Annotated in this window: 23 protein-coding genes; 9 read left to right on the forward strand and 14 right to left on the reverse strand. The window is 71.4% G+C overall.

Translation table 11 applies throughout. The features are described 5' to 3' along the window. Positions 1–126: 126 nt before the first annotated feature. Positions 127–843 (reverse strand): SIMPL domain-containing protein, encoded by a 717-nt coding sequence (locus AB5J55_RS10460; RefSeq protein ID WP_369270386.1) that lies wholly within the window; start codon positions 841–843, stop codon positions 127–129. A 150-nt stretch (positions 844–993) separates the two neighbouring features. Here AB5J55_RS10460 and AB5J55_RS10465 point away from each other — a divergent pair, with 150 nt between their 5' ends. Further along, positions 994–2,799: a bifunctional UDP-sugar hydrolase/5'-nucleotidase gene (locus tag AB5J55_RS10465; RefSeq protein ID WP_369270387.1), complete on the forward strand. Its 1,806-nt coding sequence runs from the start codon at positions 994–996 to the stop codon at positions 2,797–2,799. A gap of 26 nt (positions 2,800–2,825) precedes the next feature. Here the strand turns inward: AB5J55_RS10465 and AB5J55_RS10470 are convergent, their stop codons facing one another. From AB5J55_RS10470 to AB5J55_RS10500, 7 genes are all read right to left on the reverse strand, one after another. Then, positions 2,826–4,280, reverse strand: a complete 1,455-nt coding sequence (locus AB5J55_RS10470; RefSeq protein WP_369270388.1) for a lysine N(6)-hydroxylase/L-ornithine N(5)-oxygenase family protein — start codon at positions 4,278–4,280, stop codon at positions 2,826–2,828. Next, positions 4,277–5,650 (reverse strand): aspartate aminotransferase family protein, encoded by a 1,374-nt coding sequence (locus AB5J55_RS10475; RefSeq protein ID WP_369270389.1) that lies wholly within the window; start codon positions 5,648–5,650, stop codon positions 4,277–4,279. The genes AB5J55_RS10470 and AB5J55_RS10475 overlap by 4 nt, the downstream gene beginning before the upstream one ends. Before the next feature lie 159 nt (positions 5,651–5,809). Further along, positions 5,810–6,643 (reverse strand): NAD(P)H-binding protein, encoded by an 834-nt coding sequence (locus AB5J55_RS10480; RefSeq protein WP_369270390.1) that lies wholly within the window; start codon positions 6,641–6,643, stop codon positions 5,810–5,812. 110 nt (positions 6,644–6,753) lie between these two features. After that, a complete protein-coding gene (pepN, locus tag AB5J55_RS10485) occupies positions 6,754–9,258 on the reverse strand; it encodes an aminopeptidase N (RefSeq protein ID WP_369270391.1) in 2,505 nt (834 codons plus the stop codon). Positions 9,259–9,314: 56 nt separating this feature from the next. Beyond that, the gene (locus tag AB5J55_RS10490) at positions 9,315–9,848 is read right to left on the reverse strand and encodes a two-component system response regulator (RefSeq protein WP_369270392.1); all 534 of its coding nucleotides are present in this window, start codon (positions 9,846–9,848) and stop codon (positions 9,315–9,317) included. Between the two features lie 161 nt (positions 9,849–10,009). After that, positions 10,010–10,363 carry a chorismate mutase gene (locus AB5J55_RS10495; RefSeq protein WP_369270393.1) on the reverse strand — a complete coding sequence of 118 codons (354 nt, stop codon included), beginning with the start codon at positions 10,361–10,363 and terminating at the stop codon, positions 10,010–10,012. A 23-nt stretch (positions 10,364–10,386) separates the two neighbouring features. Continuing rightward, positions 10,387–11,274, reverse strand: a complete 888-nt coding sequence (locus AB5J55_RS10500) for a helix-turn-helix domain-containing protein (RefSeq protein WP_369270394.1) — start codon at positions 11,272–11,274, stop codon at positions 10,387–10,389. A gap of 88 nt (positions 11,275–11,362) precedes the next feature. Here AB5J55_RS10500 and AB5J55_RS10505 point away from each other — a divergent pair, with 88 nt between their 5' ends. Next, positions 11,363–13,132 carry a beta-galactosidase family protein gene (locus AB5J55_RS10505; protein WP_369270395.1) on the forward strand — a complete coding sequence of 590 codons (1,770 nt, stop codon included), beginning with the start codon at positions 11,363–11,365 and terminating at the stop codon, positions 13,130–13,132. 22 nt (positions 13,133–13,154) lie between these two features. Here the strand turns inward: AB5J55_RS10505 and AB5J55_RS10510 are convergent, their stop codons facing one another. Beyond that, the gene (locus tag AB5J55_RS10510) at positions 13,155–13,952 is read right to left on the reverse strand and encodes a trypsin-like serine protease (protein ID WP_369270396.1); all 798 of its coding nucleotides are present in this window, start codon (positions 13,950–13,952) and stop codon (positions 13,155–13,157) included. A gap of 160 nt (positions 13,953–14,112) precedes the next feature. Here AB5J55_RS10510 and AB5J55_RS10515 point away from each other — a divergent pair, with 160 nt between their 5' ends. Beyond that, the gene (locus tag AB5J55_RS10515; protein ID WP_369270397.1) at positions 14,113–15,009 is read left to right on the forward strand and encodes a hypothetical protein; all 897 of its coding nucleotides are present in this window, start codon (positions 14,113–14,115) and stop codon (positions 15,007–15,009) included. 257 nt (positions 15,010–15,266) lie between these two features. Here the strand turns inward: AB5J55_RS10515 and AB5J55_RS10520 are convergent, their stop codons facing one another. Both AB5J55_RS10520 and AB5J55_RS10525 read right to left on the reverse strand, forming a co-directional pair. Further along, positions 15,267–16,172, reverse strand: coding sequence for an SDR family oxidoreductase (locus tag AB5J55_RS10520; protein ID WP_369270398.1), 906 nt, complete (start codon positions 16,170–16,172; stop codon positions 15,267–15,269). A gap of 1 nt (position 16,173) precedes the next feature. Further along, positions 16,174–16,914 (reverse strand): SDR family oxidoreductase, encoded by a 741-nt coding sequence (locus tag AB5J55_RS10525; protein WP_369270399.1) that lies wholly within the window; start codon positions 16,912–16,914, stop codon positions 16,174–16,176. A gap of 54 nt (positions 16,915–16,968) precedes the next feature. Here AB5J55_RS10525 and AB5J55_RS10530 point away from each other — a divergent pair, with 54 nt between their 5' ends. From AB5J55_RS10530 to AB5J55_RS10550, 5 genes are read left to right on the forward strand one after another with little or no spacing between them, the layout of a single operon-like run. Further along, a complete protein-coding gene (locus AB5J55_RS10530) occupies positions 16,969–17,727 on the forward strand; it encodes an enoyl-CoA hydratase family protein (RefSeq protein ID WP_369270400.1) in 759 nt (252 codons plus the stop codon). Then, on the forward strand, positions 17,728–18,564 hold the full coding sequence (locus AB5J55_RS10535) for a CoA transferase subunit A (protein WP_369270401.1): 837 nt from the start codon (positions 17,728–17,730) through the stop codon (positions 18,562–18,564). Then, a complete protein-coding gene (locus AB5J55_RS10540; RefSeq protein ID WP_369270402.1) occupies positions 18,561–19,310 on the forward strand; it encodes a CoA-transferase subunit beta in 750 nt (249 codons plus the stop codon). Before AB5J55_RS10535 ends, AB5J55_RS10540 begins: the two co-directional genes overlap by 4 nt. Continuing rightward, on the forward strand, positions 19,310–20,374 hold the full coding sequence (locus tag AB5J55_RS10545) for an NAD(P)H-dependent flavin oxidoreductase (protein ID WP_369270403.1): 1,065 nt from the start codon (positions 19,310–19,312) through the stop codon (positions 20,372–20,374). The genes AB5J55_RS10540 and AB5J55_RS10545 overlap by 1 nt, the downstream gene beginning before the upstream one ends. Further along, positions 20,371–21,012 (forward strand): SIMPL domain-containing protein, encoded by a 642-nt coding sequence (locus tag AB5J55_RS10550; RefSeq protein ID WP_369270404.1) that lies wholly within the window; start codon positions 20,371–20,373, stop codon positions 21,010–21,012. The genes AB5J55_RS10545 and AB5J55_RS10550 overlap by 4 nt, the downstream gene beginning before the upstream one ends. Before the next feature lie 2 nt (positions 21,013–21,014). Here AB5J55_RS10550 and AB5J55_RS10555 read toward each other — a convergent pair whose 3' ends face one another. Genes AB5J55_RS10555 through AB5J55_RS10565 form a run of 3 tightly spaced genes read right to left on the reverse strand, consistent with a single transcriptional unit; the run spans position 21,015 to position 23,632 of the window. Beyond that, positions 21,015–22,172, reverse strand: coding sequence for an acetyl-CoA C-acetyltransferase (locus AB5J55_RS10555; protein ID WP_369270405.1), 1,158 nt, complete (start codon positions 22,170–22,172; stop codon positions 21,015–21,017). Between the two features lie 26 nt (positions 22,173–22,198). Further along, positions 22,199–22,834 carry a TetR/AcrR family transcriptional regulator gene (locus AB5J55_RS10560; protein WP_328882302.1) on the reverse strand — a complete coding sequence of 212 codons (636 nt, stop codon included), beginning with the start codon at positions 22,832–22,834 and terminating at the stop codon, positions 22,199–22,201. 15 nt (positions 22,835–22,849) lie between these two features. Further along, positions 22,850–23,632: an SDR family oxidoreductase gene (locus AB5J55_RS10565; RefSeq protein WP_362378300.1), complete on the reverse strand. Its 783-nt coding sequence runs from the start codon at positions 23,630–23,632 to the stop codon at positions 22,850–22,852. Positions 23,633–23,700: 68 nt separating this feature from the next. Here AB5J55_RS10565 and AB5J55_RS10570 point away from each other — a divergent pair, with 68 nt between their 5' ends. After that, positions 23,701–24,840: an acyl-CoA dehydrogenase family protein gene (locus AB5J55_RS10570; protein WP_369270406.1), complete on the forward strand. Its 1,140-nt coding sequence runs from the start codon at positions 23,701–23,703 to the stop codon at positions 24,838–24,840. The last annotated feature ends 302 nt before the right edge of the window (positions 24,841–25,142 follow it).

The raw sequence follows: 25,142 nt of genomic DNA on the forward strand, positions 1-25,142 counted from the left end.
TACCGGCGGGTAGTGAATTGGTGCCGCATGACTACTCAACAACCTTTGCGTGAAGGGCTATTGACAAGTGTTGAATTGTGCACCGGGGTGCTCCGATGAGCGTTCGAAGCACCCCTAAAGGGCTATTCACAGGTGCGGCGGCGCCATGGTGAATCGCGCATTGACCTCGGCGTGGACGTGCTGACGCTGGGGTTCGAGGTCGAGGGGGGCGGCGGCGGATTCCTCTTCGGCGGCGTAGGCCATGGAGCGCATACGGCCACCGCGGGTCTGCGGGTAGGCCGGCGGGGCGTTCTCCGCTCCGATGTCGGCGAGTTCCACCAGCGCGGCCAGGGAGGTCCCCAGCGCCTCCGCGTACTCCCGCGCGCGCTGCACGGCCTCCCGTACCGCCTGCTGCCGCGCTTCCCGGTGGGCCGGCGAGTCGGGGCGCAGGGCCCACCAGGGGCCGTCCACGCGGGTGAGCTCCAAGTCGGCGAGGCGGGTGGTGAGTTCGCCGAGCGCCGTGAAGTCCGTGAGTTCGGCCGTGATGTGGACGCGGCCGTGGTAGGCGTGGATGCGTTCGCCGCGGCCCTTGTCCTTGAGTTCGGGGCTGATGGAGAAGGCACCGGTCTCCAGGCGCTCGACGGCGTCGCCGTAGGTCTTGATGAGGTCGAGGACGCCTGCGTTGCGGCGGGTGAGGTCGTCCAGGGCGGCGCGGCGGTCCTTGCCGCGGGAGGCCACGGTGACGCCGATGCGGGCGATCTCGGGGTCGACCTCGAGGTGGGCCTCACCGCGGACGGCGATGCGGGGGGCGTCGGGGGTGCCGTAGGGGGCTGCGGGCTGAAGTTCTCCTGAGGGGGCGGTCATACGCCCCACTCTGTCATCGCTTGGCCGCCTGGGGGCCAGGCAGTTCACAGCTTCGGTCACCAGATCGAAACGTGCGGGGTCTGTTGCAACTCGCCATGGGCAGGTCAGAATCTACGCGCGTTGTTGACCATTCGCCCGGGAGAAGCACTCATGCCGTTGAACCGCCGTAAGTTCCTGACGAAGTCCGCCGTGACCGGAGCGGGGGTGGCGGTGGCCGGTGCGGTGAGTGCCCCGGCGGCGCAGGCCGCGCAGCCGGCGAAGGGGTCCCGGCCGAAGAAGCGGTACTCGCTGACGGTGATGGGCACGACCGACCTGCACGGCAACATCTTCAACTGGGACTACTTCAAGGATGCGGAGTACTCCGACGCCAAGGGCAACGCGAAGGGCCTGTCCCGGGTCTCGACGCTGGTGAACCAGGTCCGCGAGGAGAAGGGGCGCCGCAACACGCTGCTCATCGATGCGGGCGACACGATCCAGGGCACCCCGCTGACGTACTACTACGCCAAGGTCGACCCGATCACCGCCAAGGGTGGTCCGATCCACCCGATGGCGGCGGCGATGAACGCCATCGGGTACGACGCGGTGGCCCTCGGCAACCACGAGTTCAACTACGGCATCGAGACGCTGCGCAAGTTCGAGGACCAGTGCCACTTCCCGCTGCTGGGTGCCAACGCGCTGGACGCGAAGACGCTGAAGCCCGCCTTCCCTCCGTACTTCATCAAGAAGTTCCGGGTGCCGGGCGCCCCGCCGGTCAAGGTCGCGGTCCTCGGTCTGACCAACCCCGGCATCGCGATCTGGGACAAGGCGTACGTCGAGGGCAAGATGGTGTTCCCGGGTCTGGAGGAGCAGGCCGCGAAGTGGGTGCCGAAGCTGCGCTCGATGGGTGCGGACGTGGTGGTCGTGTCGGCGCACTCCGGTTCGTCGGGGACGTCGTCGTACGGTGACCAGCTGCCGTACATCGAGAACTCGGCGGCGCTGGTCGCCCAGCAGGTGCCGGGCATCGACGCGATCCTCGTCGGGCACGCGCACACCGAGATCGCGGAGCTGCTGGTCACCAACGAGAAGACCGGCAGGACCGTCGTGCTGTCCGAGCCGCTGTGCTATGCCCAGCGACTGTCGTTGTTCGACTTCGAGCTGGTCCTCGACAAGGGCTGCTGGAAGGTCGAGTCGGTGAAGGCGACGGTGCGCGACTCGAAGACGGTCGCCGACGACCCGAAGATCACCAAGCTGCTGAAGGACGACCACGACATCGTGGTGGAGTACGTCAACCAGGTCGTCGGCACGGCGACCGAGAAGCTGACGACGGTCGACGCCCGCTACAAGGACGCCCCGATCATCGACCTGATCACCAAGGTCCAGGAGGACGTCGTCAAGGCGGCCCTGGCGGGCACGGAGCACGCCTCGCTGCCCGTCATCTCGCAGGCCTCCCCGTTCTCGCGCACCTCGGAGATCCCGGCCGGCGACGTGACCATCCGGGACCTGTCGAGCCTGTACGTGTACGACAACACGCTGGTCGCGAAGCTGATGACGGGCGCTCAGATCAAGGCGTACCTGGAGTACTCGGCGGAGTACTTCGTACAGACCGCCGCCGACGTGGCCGTCGACGTCGACAAGCTCACGAACGCGGGCAACCGCCCCGACTACAACTACGACTACGTGTCAGGGCTGTCGTACGACATCGACGTCGCGCAGGCGGCGGGTTCGCGGATCAAGAACCTGGCCTACAACGGTGCCGCGCTGGACGACGCCCAGAAGTTCGTGTTCGCGGTGAACAATTACCGGGCCAACGGCGGCGGCGCGTTCCCGCATGTGGCGTCGGCTCAGGAGCTGTGGTCGGAGTCGACGGAGATCCGCACCCGGATCGCGGAGTGGGTGACCGCGAAGGGCGTGCTGGACCCGAAGGACTTCGCGTCGGTGGACTGGAAGCTCACGCGGAACGGCACGCCGGTGTTCTAGCGCCGGAGTCGAACCGGTGGGGAGCCTCAGATCCCGTCCAGGAGCGGTGTCAGCGCCTTCGGCCGACGCGCCCGCGGGATCCGGGGCTCCTGCTGGTCGAGGCCGAAGGTGGTGAACGCCGTGCGGGTGGGCAGCGGGTACGTCTCCTTGCCGGTGACGGAGTTGAGGATGCTGGCGCTGCGCCAGGCCGCGAGGCCGAGGTCGGGGGTGCCGACGCCGTGGGTGTGGCGCTCGGCGTTCTGGACGTAGACGTTGCAGCCGGAGCCGGTGACCGACGGGTCCATGACCAGGCGGTACTGGTCGTCGATGCGCGGGCGTTCCCGGCTGTCGAGGCGCATGTAGGGGTCGAGGCCGGCGAGGATGCGGGTGAGGGGGCGCTCGCGGTAGCCGGTGGCGAGGACGACCGCGTCGGTGGTCAGGCGTGAGCGGGTGTTCTGGTGGACGTGCTCCAGATGGAGCTCCACCTTGGTCGTGGCGATCCGGCCCGCGGTGCGGACCTGCACGCCCGGCGTGAGGACGGCGTCGGGCCAGCCGCCGTGCAGGGTGCGGCGGTAGAGCTCGTCGTGGATGGCGGCGAGCGTGTCGGCGTCGATGCCCTTGTGGAGCTGCCACTGCGAGGCGACGAGCTTGTCGCGGACCGGTTCGCCGAGGGCTTGGAAGTAGCGGGTGTAGTCGGGGGTGAAGTGCTCCAGGCCGAGCTTGGAGTACTCCATGGGCGCGAAGGCCTCGGTACGGCCGAGCCAGTGCATCCGCTCGCGCCCGGTGGGGCGGCGCCGGAGCAGGTCAAGGAAGATCTCCGCGCCGGACTGCCCGGAGCCGATGACGGTGATGTGCCCGGCGGCGAGGAGCCGCTCGCGGTGTTCGAGGTAGTCGGCGGCGTGGATCACCGGGACGGCGGGGGCCTCGACGAGGGGCCTGAGCGGGTCGGGGACGTCCGGTTCGGTGCCGATGCCGAGGACGATGTTCTTCGCGTACGTCCGGCCCAGCGCCTCGGCCTCGCCGTCGGGGGCGAGCTGGGTGAAGTCGACCTCGAAGACATCGCGGTCGGCGTTGAAGCGGACCGCGTCGACCTGGTGGCCGAAACGCAGTCCGGGGAGGTTCTCGCAGACCCAGCGGCAGTAGGCGTCGTACTCGGCGCGCTGGATGTGGAAGCGCTCGGCGAAGTAGAACGGGAAGAGCCGGTCGCGGGTCCTTAGATAGCTGAGGAACGACCACGGGCTCGCGGGGTCGGCGAGCGTCACCAGGTCCGCGAGGAAGGGGACCTGGATGCGGGACCCTTCGATGAGGAGGCCCGGGTGCCAGGCGAACGCAGTGCGCTGCTCGTAGAAGACGGCGTCGAGTTCGGCGAGCGGGTGGGCCAGCGCGGCGAGGGAGAGGTTGAAGGGGCCGATACCGATGCCGACGAGGTCGCGGGGGGTCTCGGGGTCCTGGCTCGGCGGGTTGGGGTGCCGGTCGGCCGGGGGGTTGGTCTGCGGGGTCATCCGGGGGTGTTTCCTTCCACCAGTTTCAGGAGGGCGGCCAGGTCGTCCGGGCGCGTGTGGGGATTGAGGAGGGTCGCTTTCAGCCACAGGCGACCGTCTATGCGGGCCCGGCCGAGGACGGCGCGGCCGTCGTTGAGGAGCGTTCGGCGTACGGCGGCGACGGCGTCGTCGGTGGCGTGTGCGGGCCGGAACAGGACCGTGCTGATGGTGGGCTGGTCGTAGAGCTCGAACCCGGGGTGACCGTGGACGAGGTGGGCGAACTCAAGGGCGCTGGCGCAGACTTGCTCGACGAGTCGGCCGAAGCCGTTGCGGCCGAGGGCCTTGAGGGTGACAGCGATCTTGAGGACATCGGGTCGGCGGCTGGTCCGCAGGGACCGGCCGAGCAGGTCCGGCAGGCCGGCCTCGGTGTCGTCGTCGGCGTTGAGGTAGTCGGCGCGGTGGTGGAGCGCGGCGAGTCCGCCCGGGTCACGGACGGCGAGGAGCCCCGCGGCGACGGGCTGCCAGCCGAGCTTGTGCAGATCGACGGTGACGGTCTCGGCGGCGTCGAGGCCGGCGAGCCGCTCGCGATACCGGTCGCTGAACAGCAGGCCTCCGCCGTAGGCGGCGTCGACGTGCAGCCGTGCGCCGTGAGCGGCGCACAGGGCGGCGATCTCGGGGAGCGGGTCGATCAGACCGGCGTCGGTGGTGCCCGCGGTGGCCGCGACCAGATGGGGGCCGGGCAGCTGTGTGAGGGCCTCGTCGAGCGCGGCGGGGTCGAGGACACCGGCGGGCGCGGGCACGACGACGGGGTCCGGCAGCCCGAGCAGCCAGGCGGCACGGGGCAGCGAGTGATGTGCGTTCGCCCCGTGCACCAGCCTGACTCCGGCACCGTGCGCCTCTCGGGCGAGCAGGAGGGCGAGTTGGTTGGATTCGGTGCCGCCGGTGGTGATCAGGGTGGTGGCCCCTCCCTCGCCGCCGAAGACCTCCCTCGCGAGCGCCTCCGTCACCAGCGCCTCCAGTTCCGACGCACCCGGCGCCTGGTCCCAGGAGTCCAGGGAGGGGTTGAGGGTGGAGGCGGCCAGGTCGGCGGCGGTGGCGAGCGCGAGGGGTGGGCAGTGGAGGTGGGCGGTGCACAGGGGGTCCGCGGGATCGGCGGCGGCTTCGGCGAAGGCGCGGACGAGGGTGTGGAGGGCGTTCGGGTCGCCCTCGTCCGGCAGGACGTCCCCGACCGCGGCCCGCATGCCCTCGGCCACCGCGTCCGGGCCGCCCGAGGGCAGTGGTCCCCGGCGTGCGCGGGCGCCCTCGCCCAGCGCGCCGAGCACGGTGTCGAGCAACGGCCGCAGGGCATGGGGACCCTCCGGGCCTGAAGCGAGCGACGGCAGCGTGCTCATCGTGGCCTCCCGGGCGCTGGACATGAGGGACTTCCAGCTTGTACGCGGATACGCGATGACGCCCGAAAAGCCCAATGATCGGAACCCGAAAGGGGGTATTTCCGTACGGGGAACGCGTGTCGGAGGCGGCACGTCGAGGCCGGCGGAGTAGGGGGCGCCTCAGTGCCGGAAGTCGTCCACGTGGTCCTCGGCCCACCGGGCGAAACTGCGGGCCGGAGTGCCCGTGATCCTCTCCACCGCGTCGGTGATCTCCGGCCGCACACCTACCGTGGCCTCGAAGGCCTTGAGCAGGTCCTTGACCATGTGCGGCGGAACGAACGGGAACAGCTCGGGGCCGGCTTGGTCCGGCGGCACCTCGACGAACTGAAGCTCGCGGCCGACGGCCCGTCCGATCGCCTCGACCTGACCGGCGTTGGATATCGCCCCGGGCCCGGTGAGCCGGTGGACGGCGCCCTCGTGGCCGTGGTCGAGGAGAGCCCGTTCGGCGACGGCGGCGATGTCGTCCTCGTGGATGGGCGCGCCGAGCCCGTCGGCGAAGACGCCTTGGACCCGGTCGCCGGCGCGGATCTGCGGAGCCCACTGGAAGGCGTTCACGGCGAAGGCGTTGGGGCGCAGGAACGTCCACGCGAGGCCGCTGTCGCGGATCTGCCGTTCGGCGGTGGCGTGCATGACGTGGATGGGGTGGGACTCGTCGGCGCCCTCCTGGATGATCCCGGAGGACAGCAGGACGACATGCCGGACCCCCGCCGCACGCGCCGCCGCCAGGAAGGCCGGGGTCTGTTCACCGACGGCCTGGATGTACAGGAAGAGCTTGGTCGCGCCCGCGAACAGGGCGGTGGCCCGGCCGGGGTCGAACCGGACCACCTCGGCGCCCGCTGGCAGTGCGGCCCGCTGCGGATCGCGGGTCAGCGCCCGCACCGGCCGGTCCGCGGCGGCGAGACGTTCGACGAGGGCACGGCCGACGTTGCCGGTGGCGCCGGTCACTACGATCACGGGTTCCTCCAGGGCTGAGGGCTGATCGACCTCTGACTCGTCGAGCCTAGGAAGGAAGATCAGCCCACCGCATCGGCCGTGGGGACCAGCGCCGCCCTACGTCGCAGGGCCTAGCCCTCCCGGCCCTCCCGCACCCGCAACGCCCGCGCCAGGTCGTCGAGGTGGTCGGCGAGCCGGCGTCGCAGCGCCGGGACCGGGTCGCCGTCGCGCAGGCACTCCTCGCCCAGCCGCAGGGACTCGGCGTCGACGGCGTACGCCGGGAAGGCGTAGCGGCCGGCGGCGTCCGCGATGGCGGGGCCACGGCGGGCGGCGACGGCGACCGCGTCCTTGTAGTAGCGCGGCACGTACTGCCGCAGCAGGTCGGTCTGTTCGGGCTGCCAGAAGCCCTGGGCGGTGGCGGTGAAGAGGTAGTTGGACAGGGCGGTGGCACCGTCGACGGCGAACATGGCGTCCCACGCCTTCGCCTTGGCCTCCTCGTCCGGCAGCGCGGCCCGGCAGCGGGCGACGCCCTCCTGGCCGGTGGCGCTCGGGTCGCGTGCCAGTTCGGCGGCGATGGCGGCCTCGTCGACGGCGCCGAGGACGGCGAGGCGGCCCAGGACGCGCCAGCGCAGCTCGGGGTCGAGTTCGGGTCCGCCGGGCACGGTGCCGTCGGCGAGCCAGGCGGCGATGGTGTCGGGGTGGGCGGCGACGTCGATGAAGTGGCGTACGGCGATCAGGCGCAGGCCGGGGTTGTCGCCGTCCTCGGTGCGGCGGATCAGGTCGCGGCACAGTGCGGAGAGGGTGGCCAGGGCGGCGGGCCGCTCCTCGGGGGTGAGGTAGCGGTCGGTGACCTGGGCGGCGGCGAAGGCCAGGACGCCCTGGACGATGGCGAGGTCGGTCTCGCGCGGGAGGTGGGCGCGGGCGGCCTCCAGGTAGGCGCCGGCGGCCAGTTCACCGTCCCGGACGGCGTCACGCAGGGCGTTCCAGACGACCGCGCGGGTGAGCGGGTCGGGCAGGCCGGCGAGGCTGCCCCGGACGGTCTCGAAGGACCCGGCGTCGAAGCGGACCTTGGCGTAGGTGAGGTCGCCGTCGTTGAGCAGCAGCAGGGCCGGGCGCTTGCCGATGGGCTGCGGGGCGCTCTGCGGGACGTCGAGGTCGAGGCGTTCGCGCAGGGTGAGGTTGCCGCCGTTGTCGCCGTGGTCCTGGTCGTACAGGCCGACGGTGACGCGGTGCGTGCGGCTGCCGGCGTGGTCGACGGTGAGGGTGTAGGTGCCGTTGTCGCCGGGGGTGACGGCCGGGGTGAGGGTGTCGACGCCGGTGGTGCGCAGCCAGGAGTCGGCCCAGGCGTGGACATCGCGCTCGGTGGCGGAGGCGAGGGAGTCGATGAAGTCGGCGAGGGTGGCGTTGCCGAACTTGTGGCGGGCGAAGTGGGTGTTGATACCGGCGAGGAAGTCCTTCTCGCCGAGCCAGGCCACGAGCTGGCGCAGCGCGGAAGCGCCCTTGGCGTAGGAGATGCCGTCGAAGTTGAGCATGGCGGCGGCCGTGTCGTCGACGGCCTCGGGGGCCACGGGGTGGGTGGAGGGGCGCTGGTCGGCGTCGTAGCCCCAGGCCTTGCGGGCGATGCCGAAGTCGACCCAGGTGTCGGTGAAGCGGGTGGCTTCGGCGCAGATCTGGTAGCCCATGTACTCGGCGAAGGACTCGTTCAGCCAGATGTCGTCCCACCAGCGCAGGGTGACGAGGTCGCCGAACCACATGTGGGCCATCTCGTGGGCGATGACCATGGCGCGGACCAGCCGCTCGGTGTCCGTGACGGCGGAGCGGTACACGAACTCGTCGCGAAAGGTGACCAGTCCGGGGTTCTCCATGGCGCCGGCGTTGAACTCGGGGACGAACGCCTGGTCGTAGGAGTCGAAGGGGTAGGGCTCGTCGAACTTCTCGTGGAAGCGGTCGAAGCACTGCCGGGTGACCTGGAAGAGCTCGTCGGTGTCCACGTCCAGGTAGGGGGCGAGGGAGCGGCGGCAGTGCAGGCCGAAGGGCAGGCCGCGGTGCTCGGTGCGCACCGAGTGCCAGGGGCCGGCGGCGACGGCTACCAGGTAGGTGGAGATCGGCGGGGTGGTCGCGGCCTGCCAGCGGCCGGCGCCGAGGTGCTCGGTGACGCCGTTGGCGAGGACGGTCCAGCCTTCGGGCGCGGTGACGGAGAGGTCGAAGACGGCCTTCAGGTCGGGCTGGTCGAAGGCGGGGAAGACCAGCTTGCAGTCGTCCATCGCCAGCTGGGTGTAGACGTAGCTCTCGCCGTCGGTGGGATCGGTGAAGCGGTGCATGCCCTCGCCGGTGCGGGAGTAGTGCATGGCCGCGTCGACGCGCAGTTCGTGCTCACCGGCGGTGAGGTTCTTCAGGGACAGCCGGTTGTCGTCCAGGGTCTCCGGGTCGAGGGGATGTCCGTCCAGCGTGACGGAGCGCAGCTCGGCAGGCTTGATCTCGACGAACGTGTCCGCGTCGGCGCGCGTGGTGAACCTGATGACGGTCCGCGAGTCGAAGGTCGTGTCCCCGGTGGTCAGATCGAGTTCGATCGTGTAGTGGTGGACATCGAGAAGCTGGGCACGGGTCTGCGCTTCGTCGCGCGTCAGTACGGACATGCAGGACATGCTGCCTGATGCCGCTGACAAGGCACAGGGGTGGATCACTACGTACGCTATGTCCGATTCCCCGCCGGGGTGTCGCGCTGCGGCGGAAGGCGGGCGTCCGGAGAGGGCGGAGCCGGGCGCGGGCCGGGTTCCTCGACCTCGGCATGGCCCTTGACCAGAGCGCGTAACTCCCGGACCTCCGCCTCAAGTGCGCGGTGGCGCTCGTGGACGTCGTACAGGTAGCGGACCTTGGTGCGCAGCGCCCAGGGGTCGATGGGCTTCAGCACGAGGTCGGCGACGCCGAGCCGGAAGGCGGTGGAGGTCAGCTCCTGGTCCGCGCCGAAGCCGGTGAGGAGGATGACCGGTATGTGCTGGGTCTGCTCCACCCGCCGCATGTAGCGCACGACGTCCAGGCCGCTGACGCCGGGCATGCGCACGTCCAGGAGCAGGAGACCGACCTTTCCGCGGAGCACCTGCTTGAGCGCCTCGTCACCGCTGGTGGCCCGGGCCAGCAGGTACCCCAGCGGGGCCAGGGCACTCTCCAGCGCGTACAGCGTGTCCTCGTGATCGTCGACAATGAGGATCTTGGCATCCGACGGCATGGCCCGACGTCCCTCCCGCGTGGACATCCAGGGTATGTCCGGGGCGCTGACGGGGAGTACGCGTCAGCTGACATGCGGTGCACAGCGCAGCATGCCCCTCCCGGGCCGCCGTGTCACTCCCCCAGGGAGGGTCTGTCTGCATCCCGTCGTCCCGGCAGGGCCTAGGAGCGGTTCGGCGTGGACGCGGTGCCGTTGACGGTGTCCTCGGCGATGCTCTCGTGGTGCCTGATGACCTCGGCGATGATGAAGTTGAGGAACTTCTCCGCGAAGGCCGGGTCCAGCTTGGCGTTCTCGGCGAGCGTGCGCAGGCGGGCGATCTGACGGCCCTCACGGGCCGGGTCGGCCGGCGGGAGCTGGTGCTTGGCCTTGAGGTGGCCGACCTGCTGGGTGCACTTGAAGCGCTCGGCGAGCATGTGGACGACGGCCGCGTCGATGTTGTCGATGCTGTCGCGCAGCCGGGCGAGCTCTTCACGGACGGCCGGGTCGACGTCGTGGGAGGACGTGTTGCTGGTCATGAGCGCCCAGCCTACGGGTCCGCTCAGTTGGTCGTTCGTTCGATCACGGGTGGATCGTCGGGGTCGGGGACCTGGTTGCTCCAGCCGCCGGGGACGGTGCGTCCCTGCTGGGCGCGGAAGCGGACCGGGGCCATGCCGACGCGGCGGGTGAACAGGCGGGAGAAGTAGGCGGCGTCGTCGTAGCCGACGCGGCGGGCGACTGCGGCGACGGGCAGGTCGGTGGCGGCGAGCAGTTCCTTGGCGCGGCCCAGACGGATGCCGAGCAGGTAGTCCTTGGGGCTGCACCCGGCGCCGCGCCGCACGGCGGTGCGCAGCTCGGCGAGGGTCATGCCGTGCCGGGCGGCGTGGTCGGCGACCGTCAGCGGCAGGCACGCGTCGCTGGCGAGGGCCTTGAGGACCTGGTCGCCGTCGGGGGCGAGGTCGGCGCGGGCGCGGCGCAGGGCGACGAGGAGCTCGTGGACGGCGGCGCCGGTCTCCACCTCCAGCATGGGGTTGTCGCGGCGGGCGGCGCGGGCGATGCGCCCGATGACGGCACGTGGGCCGGCGGCGTCGGACAGCGGCACGACGGGCCGGCCGGGCTCGATGTAGCCGAGTTCGGTGTACGCCGGTGCGGCGGGCCCGGTGAAGTCGACGAAGCCCTCGTCCCAGCCGGTGCCGGGGTCGGGCGCGTAGTGGTGCGGCACGCCGGGGGTCAGCCACAGCAGCGCGGGCGCGGTGACGGTCGTACGGCGGCCGTCGGGGGCGGCGTACCAGCCGCTGCCGGTACTGATCACGACGGCGACATGGTGGTCCAGGACACGCGGTCCGACCGTCGGCAGGGCGCCGTACTGCAGGCCCACGCCGAGGCAGGCGAGGCCGAGGCGGTGGTGGGCGGGACCGGGCGTGAAGAAACGCATCCAGGTGTGATACACCCGCGTGCCTCCCGTCCGCTCCTTCGGTCCAAGCAGCGCTGATCTTTGTCCATGGACCCTGACCTGCGCCAGAGGCGAGGGTGGGCGCATGAGCGAGTTCACGGTGGGGGACGAAGACTTCCTGCTGGAGGGGCGGCCGGTGCGGCTGCTGTCCGGCGCGCTGCACTACTTCCGGGTGCACGAGGCGCAGTGGGGGCACCGGCTGGCGATGCTGCGGGCGATGGGCCTCAACTGCGTGGAGACGTACGTGCCGTGGAACCTGCACGAGCCGCAGCCGGGCCAACGCCGTGACGTGCAGGCGCTCGGCCGGTTCCTGGACGCGGCCCGGGAGGCGGGGCTGTGGGCGATCGTGCGGCCGGGGCCGTACATCTGCGCCGAGTGGGAGAACGGCGGGCTGCCGTACTGGCTGACGGCCGAGGTGGGCGCACGCGCGCGTACCCGTGACGAGCGCTACCTGGGTCACGTGGCGAGCTGGTTCAGGCACCTCCTGCCCGAGATCGTGCCCCGGCAGCTCGACCGCGGCGGCCCGGTGATCATGGTGCAGGTCGAGAACGAGTACGGCAGTTACGGTTCCGACGCGGCCTACTTGCGGTGGCTGGCCGACCTGCTGCGCGCCGAGGGCGTCACGGCTGCGCTCTTCACCTCGGACGGCCCCGAGGACCACATGCTCTCCGGCGGCTCGGTCCCGGGGGTCGTGGCGACGGTGAACTTCGGCTCCCACGCGCGCGAGGCGTTCGAGACGCTGCGCCGGCACCGCCCCGACGGTCCGCTGATGTGCATGGAGTTCTGGTGCGGCTGGTTCGACCACTGGGGCGGCGAGCACGTCGTACGGGATCCCGGGGACGCGGCGGCCGCCCTGCGGGAGATCCTGGAGTGCGGGGCGTCGGTGAACCTGTACATGGCGCACGGCGGCACGAGCTTCGCCGGCTGGGCGGGTGCCAACCGGGGCGGCGGCGCGCTGCACGACGGGCCGCTGGAGCCCGATGTGACGTCGTACGACTACGACGCCCCGATCGACGAGTACGGCCGCCCCACGGAGAAGTTCTGGGCCTTCCGGAAGGTCCTCGCCGACCACGCCGACGGCCCCCTGCCCGAAGTCCCGCTCCCGCCCGCGCCGTTGAATGCACCGGCGGAGGTGGTGCTCACCGACTGGGCGCCCCTGAGTGACGTACTGGAGACGCTGGGCGGCCCGGAGACGTCCGGCCCCGTCCCGCCCCTCTTCGAGGAACTGGGCGTCGAGCGGGGCCTGGTGCGGTACGAGGTGACGGTGCCGGGGCCGCGGCAGCCGTATCCGCTGACGGTGCGCGGGCTGCGGGACCTCGCCGTGGTGTACGTCGACGGGGAGCGGGCCGGGGTGCTCACGGAGGACGACGCCTGCCTCAAGGAGCCTGTCGCGGGGCACGCGCGCGTGGAGCTGTGGGTGGAGTCCCTGGGGCGGGTCAACTACGGGCCGCGGCTGGGCGAGCCCAAGGGAATCACCGGGGGTGTCCTGCACGAGCGGCAGTATCTGCACGACGTACGCGCGCGTGGGCTGCGGCTGGAGGCGCTGGACGAGATCGAGAGGGTCCGTACGGTGCCGTCACGGGCGCTGCCCGGGGACGGCGCCCCGGGGCTGTACCGGGGCACCGTCATGGTGCGGGGCGCCGGTGACGCCCGTCTGGAGCTGCCGGGCCGGACCCGGGGGTTCGTGTGGATCAACGGCTTCAACCTCGGCCGTTACTGGTCCACCGGCCCCCAGTGCTCGCTGTACGTCCCTGGGCCCGTCCTGCGGGAGGGCGGCAACGACGTGTGGCTGCTGGAACTCGAGGGGACGGCCCGGTCCGGCGAGGGGCGGGCCCCGGTCCTCCGGGCCGTCTGACGCACACAGGTGCCTCGGCTGCCTACAGCGCGCCCGCCGCGCGGGCGATGTCCTTCGCGAAGTGGCTGACCTCGGTGTAGATGCCGGGCACACCGGGCCGGGCACAGCCGTCGCCCCAGCTCACGATGCCGACCTGGATCCACTTGCCCGCGTCGTCCTTGCGGAACATGGGGCCGCCCGAGTCGCCCTGGCAGGTGTCGACGGCGCCGCGCTGATAGCCGGCGCACAGTTCCTCCTTCGACACCAGCCGGTTTCCGTAGTGGCGCTTGCACACGCGGTCGGCGACGAAGGGAACGGTCGCCTTACGGAGCTTGGTCGTGCCCGTGTTGGCTCCCTCCTTGGTGTCGCCCCAACCGGCGATCGTGAACATGCCGCGGTTGTAGCGGTCCGTGGTGGCGATCTTCAGCGTCGGCTTGTCGATGGGCCGGGCGAGCTTGATCAGCGCCCAGTCCTTGCCGGTGCCCTCGTAGCCCGGGGCCACCTTGACCTTGGTCGACTTGACCTTGATCGCGGAGGCGGAGTCGAGGTCGTTGACACCCGCGGTGACGGTGATGCTGGTGTTGTTGCCGGAGCCCGGCACGCAGTGGGCCGCGGTCAGGACGACGTCCTTCTTGTAGAGCGCCCCGCCGCAGCCCATCGAGAGATGGACCATGAACGGGAACTCATTCTGCGCGGCGGGCGTTCCACCGACGATGCGGGTGGAGGCGGCCTGCGCGCTGAGAGGCTGGAGGGAGGCGACCGCGAGCGCGACGGCGCCCACCGCCGCGGCCCTCTTCGCCAGGGTTATGCCGCTTCTCTTCGGCGAGCTGTGGGTCAACATACGTCCTTTCATGGCGTGTTGAGCGGCCCGCAGTATGAAGATCAGGTGGCATGCCTGGCAAGGACGGATCTCACGCTCCGAGCGTGGAACCCCACCGGGGAAAATCCCCTCACATCCCCGTAGAGTGGAATCGGGTTCAAGGCGTCTTGGGGGTACGGGCGTGGCGAACGGCGGACCGGTCCAGCACGGCTTCCCGCACCTGGAGACGGTGCGGGCCTCGATCACCGCGCTCTACAGGCGGCTTTCCCACGACACCGTCCAGACGTTCGGGACCAGTGTGGTGCCGGCCGATGTGGCGTTCTGCGACACGGACGATCTGTATCTGGGTGCGCAGCGGGTGGCCCGCGAACTGGTGCGGCACTACCGCCTGCCGGACGCCCGTGTGATCGTCAGCTTCCGGGAGATGACCCATGCGGCGAGCGTCGAACTCACCGCCGGGCCCGAGTACTTCATCGAGCTCAACGACCGCTTCCGCACCCATCGCCGGGACATCGGCGCGGCCCTGGCCCATGAGGTGATGCACGTGTACCTGCATCGCCTCGGGCTGTCCTTCCCCGGTACGCGCGACAACGAGATCCTCACGGACACGGCGACGACGTATCTGGGCGCGGGCTGGCTGCTTCTCGACGCGTACCGGGAGGACTCGGCGTCCTCGCAGAAGCTGGGGTATCTGACGCCGGAGGAGTTCGGGTACGTGCTCGCCAAGCGGGCGCTGGTCTTCGCCGAGGATCCGTCGGTGTGGTTCACGAGTCCGCAGGCGTACACGGCGTATGTGAAGGGCATGGCCGAGGCCCGCCGCGACGAGCAGCAGCCTCCGCTGACGGCGGCCGGGTGGGCGGGGCGCCGCCGCTACGCCCGCGATCGCCGTCACGCCCAGGACCATCACGGGGCCGGGCCCGGGGCGGGGGTGCCGTACGCGTTCACGCCGGACGGGCGGGGGCCGCTGCGGGTGTCGTTCCCGTGTCCTACGTGTCAGCAGCGGATTCGGGTGCCGGTGCGAGGGAGGGTTCGGGCGCGGTGTGCGTTGTGCCGGAGGGTGTTGGAGTGCGACACGTAAGGTTTCAGGGTTTCGCCCCCCGCCGCCTCTACCCGTCCCGTCCTTGAAGGGGTGCCCCCCTTCGACCCCGGCCAGGGGGCGCTGCCCCCTGGGCCCCCGCTCCTCAAACGCCGGAGGGGCTGAATCTCCAGCGCCAGTCCAGGCAATTCAGCCCGTCCGGCGTTTGAGGACGAGGCCCCTTCAGGGCCGAAGCGGGGGTCTGGGGGCGGCAGCCCCCAGGTACGGGACGGGTAGGGGCGGCGGGGGCCGCTGCAACCTCACGCCCCGTACACCGCCCCCGGCACCCCCGCCTCCCCCAACAGCTTCACCGCCGCCTCCCCCGCCTCCTGCGGAGTCCATCGCGCCCCCTTGTCCGCCGTCGGCCCCGCCCGCCACCCCTCCATCACGGTGATCCGCCCGCCCTCCACCTCGAAGACCCTCCCCGTCACGCCGTCACTCGCGGCCGAACCCAGCCAGACCACCAGCGGGGAGACGTTCTGCGGGGCCATGGCGTCGAAGCCGGCCTCGGGGGCCGTCATCGTCTCGGCGAAGGCACGCTCCGTCATCCGGGTGCGCGCCGCCGGGGCGATCGCGTTGACCTGGACGCCGTAGCGGGCGAACTCGGCGGCCGCGACCAGGGTCAGCCCGACGATTCCGGCCTTCGCGGCGCTGTAGTTGCCCTGCCCGAGCGAGCCCAACAACCCCGCCCCGCTGCTCGTGTTGACGATCCGGGCGGCAGGGGCACGGCCCGCCTTCGCCTCTGCCCGCCAGTGCGCGGCCGCGTGCTTCAGGGGCAGGAAGTGGCCCTTGAGGTGGACCCGTACGACGGCGTCCCAGTCGTCCTCGTCGAGGTTGACCAGCATCCGGTCACGCAGGAACCCGGCGTTGTTGACGAGTGTGTCGAGCCGCCCGTACGTCTCCAGCGCGGCCTCCACCAGCGACTCAGCCCCGGCACTGGTCGCCACGTCACCTCCGTGCGCAACGGCGTCACCGCCCGCCGCGCGGATCTCGTCGACCACATGCCGGGCGGGGCTGTCGGCGACTGGGGTGCCGTTGAGGCCGACACCGAGGTCGTTGACGACGACCCTCGCCCCCTCGGCCGCGAACGCGAGCGCATGCGCGCGCCCGAGCCCGCGCCCCCCACCCGTCACGACGACGACCCGCCCTTCACACATCCGGCTCATGTCATGCCTCCTTGTTGACCGTCGCGGCATCCAGGAACACGGGCCGCTCGCCCCCGCCGTGCACGAGCAGGCTCGCGCCGCTGATGTAGGCGGCGGCGTCGGAGGCGAGGAAGGCCGCGGCCGCGCCGATGTCGGACGGTTCGGCGAGGCGGCCGAGCGGGACGGTGCGGGAGACTCCGGCGATGCCGTCCTCGCCGCCGTAGTGGAGGTGGGACTGCTCGGTGCGGACCATGCCGACGACCAGCGTGTTGACCCGCACCTCCGGCGCCCACTCCACCGCCATCGAGCGGGCCAGGCCCTCCAGCCCGGCCTTGGCCGCCCCGTAGGCCGCCGACCCGGGCGACGGACGGCCGCCGCTGACACTGCCGATCATCACCACCGAGCCCCGCACCCGCTTCAGATGCTCGTACGCCGCCAAGGACGCCGTCAGCGGCGCGACGAGGTTCAACTCGATCACGCGCGCGTGCCGGACGGCATCCGCGTCCGCCAACCGCCGGTACGGCGTGCCACCCGCGTTGTTCACCAGGACGTCGAGGCGGGGCAGGGCCGCGAAGAAGGCCCGGACGGCTTCCGGGTCGCGCAGGTCGAGCGACCTGAACTCGGCTCCTGGAAGCGGGACTTCGGGTGGTCTGCGCGCGCAGACGACGACGTCCGCGCCGGCCTCCATGAACGTCCTCGCGATCCCGGCGCCGACACCGCGCGTGCCGCCGGTGACGACCACGACCTTCCCGTCCAGCCCCATTCCCGGCTACCCTTCACCTAACAAACGTTTGGTGGAAAGGTAGCTGATGCGGCCATGAGTGTCTCCACCTCGTCTCCGGAAAAGGGGGCGGAGAAGAATGGGATCGCCGTCGTCACGGTCGACTTCCCACCGGTGAACGCCCTGCCGGTGGACGGCTGGTTCGCCCTGGCCGACGCCGTGCGGGCGGCCGGCCGCGACCCGGAGATCCGGTGTGTCGTGCTCACGGCCGAGGGGCGCGGGTTCAACGCGGGCGTGGACATCAAGGAGATACAGCGGGACGGGCACCGTGCGCTGATCGGCGCCAACCACGCCTGCGCGCAGGCCTTCGGCGCCGTGTACGACTGCGAGGTGCCCGTCGTGGCGGCGGTGCACGGCTTCTGCCTGGGCGGCGGCATCGGCCTGGTGGGCAACGCGGACGCGATCGTGGCGAGCGAGGACGCCACCTTCGGGCTGCCCGAGCTGGACCGGGGAGCACTGGGCGCGGCCACGCATCTGGCCCGGCTGGTCCCCCAGCACCTCATGCGCGCGCTGTACTACACCTCGCGCACGGCGACCGCGGCCGAGCTGCACGCGCACGGCTCGGTCTGGCGGGTCGTACCTCGCGCGGAACTGCACGCCGCCGCCCTGGAGTTGGCCGGCGAGATCGCCGCGAAGGACGGGCAGCTGCTGCGCCTGGCCAAGGCCGCCATCAACGGCATCGACCCCGTCGACGTGCACCGCAGCTACCGCTTCGAGCAGGGATTCACCTTCGAGGCCAACCTCAGCGGGGTGGCCGACCGGGTCCGTGACACCTTCGGAGAGAAGGGTGCGTAGGTGAGTGACAAGACGATGACCGCCGACGAGGTCGCCTCCAGGCTGCGCAGCGGCATGACTCTCGGAATCGGCGGCTGGGGCTCGCGCCGCAAACCGATGGCCCTGGTCAGGGCCCTGCTCCGGACCGACATCACCGACCTCACCGTCGTCTCGTACGGCGGTCCGGACGTGGGCATGCTGGCCGCGGCCGGGCGGGTGCGCAAGCTGGTCGCGGCGTTCGTCACCCTCGACTCGATCCCCCTCGAACCGCACTACCGGGCGGCACGCGAGCGCGGCGCCTTCGAGCTGACGGAGATCGACGAGGCCATGTTCATGTGGGGGCTGCACGCGGCGGCGAACCGGCTGCCGTTCCTGCCGGTGCGGGCCGGGATCGGTTCGGACGTGATGCGGGTCAACCCCGGTCTGCGGACGGTGACCTCGCCGTACGACGACGGGGAGACGTTCGTCGCCATGCCCGCCCTGCGCCTGGACGCGGCCCTGGTCCATGTGAACCGCGCCGACCGGCAGGGCAACGGTCAGTATCTGGGCCCCGACCCGTACTTCGACGACCTGTTCTGCGCGGCGGCGGACGAGGCGTACGTCTCCTGCGAACGGGTCGTCGACACGGCCGAGCTGACGAAGGAGGCTCCACCGCAGTCGCTGCTGATCAAGCGGCACAGGGTGACGGGCGTGGTCGAGGCCCCGAACGGCGCACACTTCACGTCCTGCGGCCCCGACTACGGCCGGGACGAGGCCTTCCAGAAGACGTACGCGACCACCCCCTGGCCGGAGTTCGCGGCACGCTTCCTGGACGGGGACGAGCAGGCGTACCAGGCGGCGGTCAAGGAGGGGACATGAGTCCACGTGGGGCCACGAGTCGGGCCGTGGGCCGGGCCACCCGCGCCGAGTACTGCGTGATCGCCTGCGCCGAGGCCTGGCGCGACGCCGGTGAGATCCTGGCGAGTCCGATGGGTCTCATCCCGTCCGTGGGGGCCCGGCTGGCCCGGCTGACCTTCGCGCCGGACCTGCTGCTGACCGACGGGGAGGCGATGCTCGTCCGCCCGGACGGCACGACCGAGGGCTGGCTGCCGTACCGGCAGCACCTGGCGCTGGTCAGCGGTGGCCGGCGGCACGTGATGATGGGCGCGAGCCAGATCGACCGCTTCGGCAACCAGAACATCTCGTGCATCGGCGACTGGGAGCAACCCAAACGGCAGTTGCTGGGGGTGCGGGGCGCACCGGTCAACACCCTCAACAATCCGACCAGTTACTGGATCCCCAGGCACTCCCGGCGGGTGTTCGTCGAGAAGGTCGACATGGTCTGCGGAGTGGGCTATGACCACGCGGGTGACGCCCGGTACCACCGCATCCCCCGTGTCGTCTCCGACCTCGGCGTCTTCGACTTCGCCACGCCGGACCACTCGATGCGGCCGGCCTCGCTGCATCCGGGAGTCACGCCGGAGCAGGTCAGGGAGGCCACCGGTTTCGACCTGGCAGTCCCCGACGACGTACCGACGACCCGCGAGCCCACCACCGAGGAGCTGCGGCTCATCCGCGAGGTGATCGACCCGGAGAACACCCGTGCCAGGGAGGTCGGTGAGTGATGGAGACACCGCTGACCCGGCTCGTCGGAGTCCGCCACCCGATCGTGCAGACCGGGATGGGCTGGGTGGCGGGCCCCCGGCTGGTCTCGGCGACGGCGAACGCGGGTGCGCTGGGCATCCTGGCCTCCGCGACGATGACCGTCGACCGGCTGCGCGAGGCGATACGCGAGGTCAAGTCCCGTACGGACGCGCCGTTCGGCGTGAATCTGCGGGCGGACGCCGCGGACGCCGGCGACCGGGTCGGCGTCATGATCGCGGAGGGGGTGCGCGTCGCGTCGTTCGCCCTCGCGCCGTCGCGTGAGCTGATCACCGCACTCAAGGACGCGGGCGTGGTCGTCGTGCCCTCGATCGGCGCCCGGCGGCATGCCGAGAAGGTCGCGGCGTGGGGCGCGGACGCGGTGATCGTGCAGGGCGGGGAGGGCGGCGGACACACCGGCGAGGTGGCGACGACGGTGCTGCTGCCGCAGGTGGTCGACGCCGTGGGCATACCGGTGGTGGCGGCGGGCGGTTTCCACGACGGGCGGGGCCTGGTCGCCGCGCTGGCCTACGGAGCGGCGGGCATCGCCATGGGCACCCGGTTCCTGCTGACCTCGGACTCGACGGTGCCGGACGCGGTGAAGGCACGGTATCTGGCGGCGACGGTCCGGGACGTCACGGTCACACGGGCGGTCGACGGGTTGCCCCACCGGATGCTGCGTACGGAGCTGGTGGCCGAGTTGGAGAACGCCGGACGGACGAGGGCGCTGGCCCACGCGCTGCGGCGGGCGGCGGGCTTCCGGCGGCTGTCCGGACTGACCTGGCGGCAACTGGTCCGCGACGGCCTCTCCCTGCGGCACGGCAAGGACCTCACGTGGAGCCAGGTCCTGCTCGCCGCCAACACCCCGATGCTGCTCAAGTCGGCCATGGTGGACGGCCGTACGGATCTGGGAGTGATGGCGTCCGGGCAGGTCGCCGGAGTCATCGACGACCTGCCGTCGTGCGCGGAACTGGTGGAGCGGATCATGGCCCAGGCCGCGCAAACGCTGAGCGGACTGTCCGTGGGCGGTGCTTCAATGCCCGCATGACGGAGACGATCAAGGAGCCCTGGGGGCTCAGTGTGTTTGGCGCGGGCAGTGTGCGGGCGGAGCCGCAGCTGGTGCGGGTGAAGCTGGGGGTGGAGGTGCTGGAGCCCGCCCCCGACCGGGCGTTCCACGAGGCCGGCTCGGCTGTGGCAAGGCTGCGCGAGGTGGTGCGCCGGCACGGGATACCGGATGCCTCGGTCTCCGGTTCCCGGCTCAGGCTCAGTTCGGAGTACGGCCATGCCAACGGCACGCGGAAGTTCCTCGGCTACCTCTGCCAGGCCCAGTACGTCGTCGAGACCGAGGCGCTGGACGACCTCCAGCAGCTCATCGTGGACGCGGTGGAGGCCGGCGCCCGAAGCATCGACGGCGTCGAGTTCGACGTCCACGACAAGCCCGCGCTGCGGGACGCGGCGCGCCGCCGGGCGGTGGCGGCCGCCCGGCGCAAGGCCGAGGTCTACACGGAGGCCGCCGGCGTGCCCCTCGGCACGGTGGTGCACATCCAGGACGTGGACTCCGAGTCGTACGAGTTCCGCCAGTACCGCGGGCACGGCGGCGGTGGCGGCAACTCCGCGGGCGACCTCGCGCCGGGGATGGTGGAGGTGTCCGCGGGCGTGGTGCTGGGCTTCTCACTCGGCCGCTGACGTCACAGCCGCTCGATGATCGTCACGTTGGCCTGTCCCCCGCCCTCGCACATCGTCTGAAGCCCGAACCGGCCGCCCGTGCGCTCCAGTTCGTGCAGGAGGGTCGTCATCAGCTTCACGCCGGTCGCGCCCAGCGGGTGGCCGAGGGCGATGGCGCCGCCGTTGACGTTGACCTTGTCGGGGTCGGCGCCGGTCTCCTTCAGCCAGGCCAGGACGACCGGCGCGAAGGCCTCGTTGATCTCCACGAGGTCGATGTCGTCGATCGACAGACCGGTCTTCTTCAGGGCGTGGGCGGTGGCGGGGATGGGTGCGGTGAGCATGCGGATGGGGTCCTCGCCGCGCACCGAGAGGTGGTGCACCCGGGCCCGGGGCCTGAGCCCGTGCTCGCGCACGGCCCGCGCCGAGGCCAGCAGCATCGCCGCCGCACCGTCGGAGACCTGCGAGGAACAGGCGGCCGTGACCGTGCCGCCGTCGATGACGGGCTTCAGCCCGGCCATCTTCTCCAGGGAGGTGTCCCGGCGCGGCCCCTCGTCGACGGCGACGTCCCGGTAGGGCACGACCTCCCGCTCGAAGCGCCCTTCGTCGATCGCCCGCAGTGCCCGCCGGTGCGAGCGCAGCGCGAACTCCTCCTGGTCCTGCCTGCTGATCCCCCACTTGGCGGCGATCATCTCGGCGCCGGCGAACTGGTTGACCGGCTTCTCGCCGTACCGCGCCCGCCAGCCCTCGCTGCCCGCGAAGGGGCCCGCCGTGAGGCCGAGCGGCTCGGCGGCCTGCCGGGTGGCGAAGGCGATGGGGATCATCGACATGTTCTGCACGCCGCCCGCGACCACCAGGTCCTGGGTGCCGGACAGCACGCCCTGCGCCGCGAAGTGCACGGCCTGCTGCGAGGACCCGCACTGCCGGTCCACGGTCACCCCCGGCACCTCCTCGGGCAGCCCCGCCGCCAGCCAGCAGGTCCGCGCGATGTCCCCGGCCTGCGGCCCGACGGCGTCCAGGCAGCCGAAGACGACGTCCTCGACGGCCACCGGGTCCATGCCCGCGCGCGCCACCAGTTCCTTGAGCACATGCGCGCCCAGGTCGGCCGGATGGACCGCGCTGAGCCCTCCTTTGCGCCGCCCCACGGGCGTACGGACCGCTTCGACTATGTAGGCCTCGGCCATGGCAACTCCCCAATGGGAACAGTGGGTTATGTGCGTACGGCGATCCCGTCCAGCACCATCGACAGGTACTGCCGGGCGATCTCCTCCGGGGTGTGCTGTCCGCCGGGCCGGTACCAGGACGCGGCGACCCACACCGTGTCCCGCACGAACCGGTAGGTGAGCCGGACGTCGAGGTCGGACCGGAACACCCCGGCGGCGACCCCGCGCTCCAGCGTGGACAGCCACGCTTTCTCGAACTTGCGCTGCGAATCGGCGAGGAACGCGAACCGCTCCTGCGCCACCAGCTGCCGGTTCTCCTTCTGGTAGATCGCGACGGCGGCGCGGTGCCGGTCGATCTCCCGGAACGACTCGGTGACCAGCGCCTCCAGCGTCTCGCGCGGGCCGGCCTCGGCCTCAAGGACGGCGTCGTAGCCGCTCCACAGCTCGTCGAGGAAGGAGCGCAGGATCTCTTCGAGCATCGACTCCTTGGAGTCGAAGTGGTAGTAGAGGCTGCCCGCGAGCATGCCCGCGTGGTCGGCGATCTTGCGTACGGTGGTGGCGTTGTAGCCCTGCTCGGCGAAGACCTCGGCGGCGGTGTCGAGGAGTTCGCGGCGGCGCGCCTGGGCGGCGGCGGCCGCGGGCTTTCCGGTGGCGGTCACCTGGGGCTTCTTCTTGGTCGGCACGGGTCCATTGTCGTCCTAGGCGTGCTGGCTGCTGACGGAGACGATCTCGCCCGTCATGTACGAGGAGTACTCCGAGGCCAGGAAGACGATCACGTTGGCCACCTCCCAGGGCTCGGCGTACCGGCCGAAGGCCTCGCGCGCGGTCAGTTCCTCCAGCAGCTCGGGCGTGGTCACCTTCGCCAGGTGCGGGTGCATGGCGAGGCTCGGCGCCACCGCGTTGACCCGCACCCCGTACTCGGCCGCCTCGATCGCGGCGCACCGGGTCAGCGCCATCACGCCGGCCTTCGCGGCCGCGTAGTGCGCCTGCCCGGCCTGGGCGCGCCAGCCGACGACGGAGGCGTTGTTGACTATCACGCCGCCGGCGTCCCGCATCCGGCGCAGGGCGGCCCGGGTGCATCTGAACGTGCCGTTCAACGTCACGTCGAGGACCTTCGACCACTGCTCGTCGGTCATGTCGACGAGCGGCGAAGTCCCGCCGAGGCCCGCGTTGTTGACGACCACGTCGAGCCGGCCGTGTTCGGCCACGGCGGTCTCGAACAGCCCCTGGACCTGCGTCTCGTCGGTGACATCGCACACCGCCGACGCCACCGCGCCCTCGAACTCCCGCGCCAGCTCCGCCTCGTACTCCTTCAGCCGCCGCGCGTGCGCGTCGCTGATCAGCACGCGGGCGCCCTCTTCGAGGAAGCGGCGCGCGGTCGCCCCGCCGATGCCGGCACCGGCAGCCGCGGTGACGACGGCCGTGCGTCCGCGGAGCAGTCCGTGCCCGGGAACGTACGTCGGCGCCTCGACGTTTGTCATGGCAGCACGCTAACCTACCAAACACTTGTTAGGGAAGAGCCGTAGGACTACGGGGAGGGAGGGCGACGGTGGATCTGACCCACTCGAGCGCGGACGAGGCGTTCCGCGCCGAGGCCCGTGCCTGGCTGCGCGCGCAGGTGCCGCCCGATCCGCTCCCCTCCCTGGAGACCGAGGAGGGCTTCGCGGCACACCGCGCGTGGGAGGCCGAACTCGCCGCGGACCGCTGGTCGGTGGTGAACTGGCCGACGGCGTACGGCGGCCGGGACGCCTCACTCGTACGGTGGCTGCTGTTCGAGGAGGAGTACTACGCGGCGGGCGCACCGGGCCGCGTCAACCAGAACGGCGTCAGCCTCCTCGCCCCGACCCTCTTCGACCACGGCACCGCGGAGCAACGCGCCCGGGTCCTGCCTCCCATGGCCACCGGCGAGGTGATCTGGGCGCAGGCCTGGTCGGAGCCGGAGGCGGGCTCGGACCTGGCGTCCCTGAAGTCGAGGGCCGTGCGCGCGGCGGGCGGCTGGCTGCTGACCGGCCAGAAGACGTGGTCCTCACGCGCGGCCTTCGCCGACCGCGCGTTCGGCCTGTTCCGCACCGATCCGGACGCGCCGAAGCCCCACCAGGGGCTGACCTACCTGATGTTCGACCTGCGCGCCCCCGGCGTCACGGTCCGCCCCATCGCCCGCCTCGACGGCAAGCCGGCCTTCGCGGAACTGTTCCTGGACGAGGTGTTCGTGCCGGACGAGGATGTGATCGGCGAGCCGGGCCAGGGCTGGCGCATCGCGATGTCGACGGCGGGAAACGAACGCGGTCTGATGCTGCGCTCCCCCGGCCGTTTCCTGGCGAGCGCCGACCGCCTCCACGCCCTCTGGCAGGACCGGGGCAGCCCCGAGAGTGCGAGGAAGGGGGTGGCCGACGCCCTGATCGGCGCCCGCGCCTACCAGCTCTTCACCCTCGCCGCGGCCTCCCGCTTCCTGGACGGCGAGTCCATCGGCCCGGAGTCCAGCCTGAACAAGGTCTTCTGGTCGGAGTACGACATCGCCCTGCACGAAACGGCCCTCGACCTCCTGGGCCCCGAGGGCGAACTGACCGACACCGACTGGTCCGAGCGCTACGTCTTCTCCCTCGCCGGGCCCATCTACGCCGGCACGAACGAAATCCAGCGGGACATCATCGCCGAGCGGTTGCTGGGCTTGCCCAAGGGACGGCGCTGATGCGGGAGGCTCCGCCCATGCGGGAGGCTCCGCCGATACGGGAGGCTCCGCCGATGCCGAGGGGGCTGCCGCGGGCAGCCGGGACGCCGGGCGCCGCAGACATCCGGGCGCGCACCATTCCCGCCGAGCGGGACACCACCGCGACAAAGGGACGGTGCTGATGCGGGAGGCCTGCCGACACCAAGGAAAGCGCTGCGGGCACGGGAGGACGGGACGCCGCAGACACCGGGGGCGCCGCATTCCCCCCGGCAGGAACGCCACCCCGACGAAGGGACTGCGGTGATGCGACGGAGCTCCGCCGA

It is taken from the genome of Streptomyces sp. R11 (assembly GCF_041051905.1).
GTDB lineage: Bacteria > Actinomycetota > Actinomycetes > Streptomycetales > Streptomycetaceae > Streptomyces.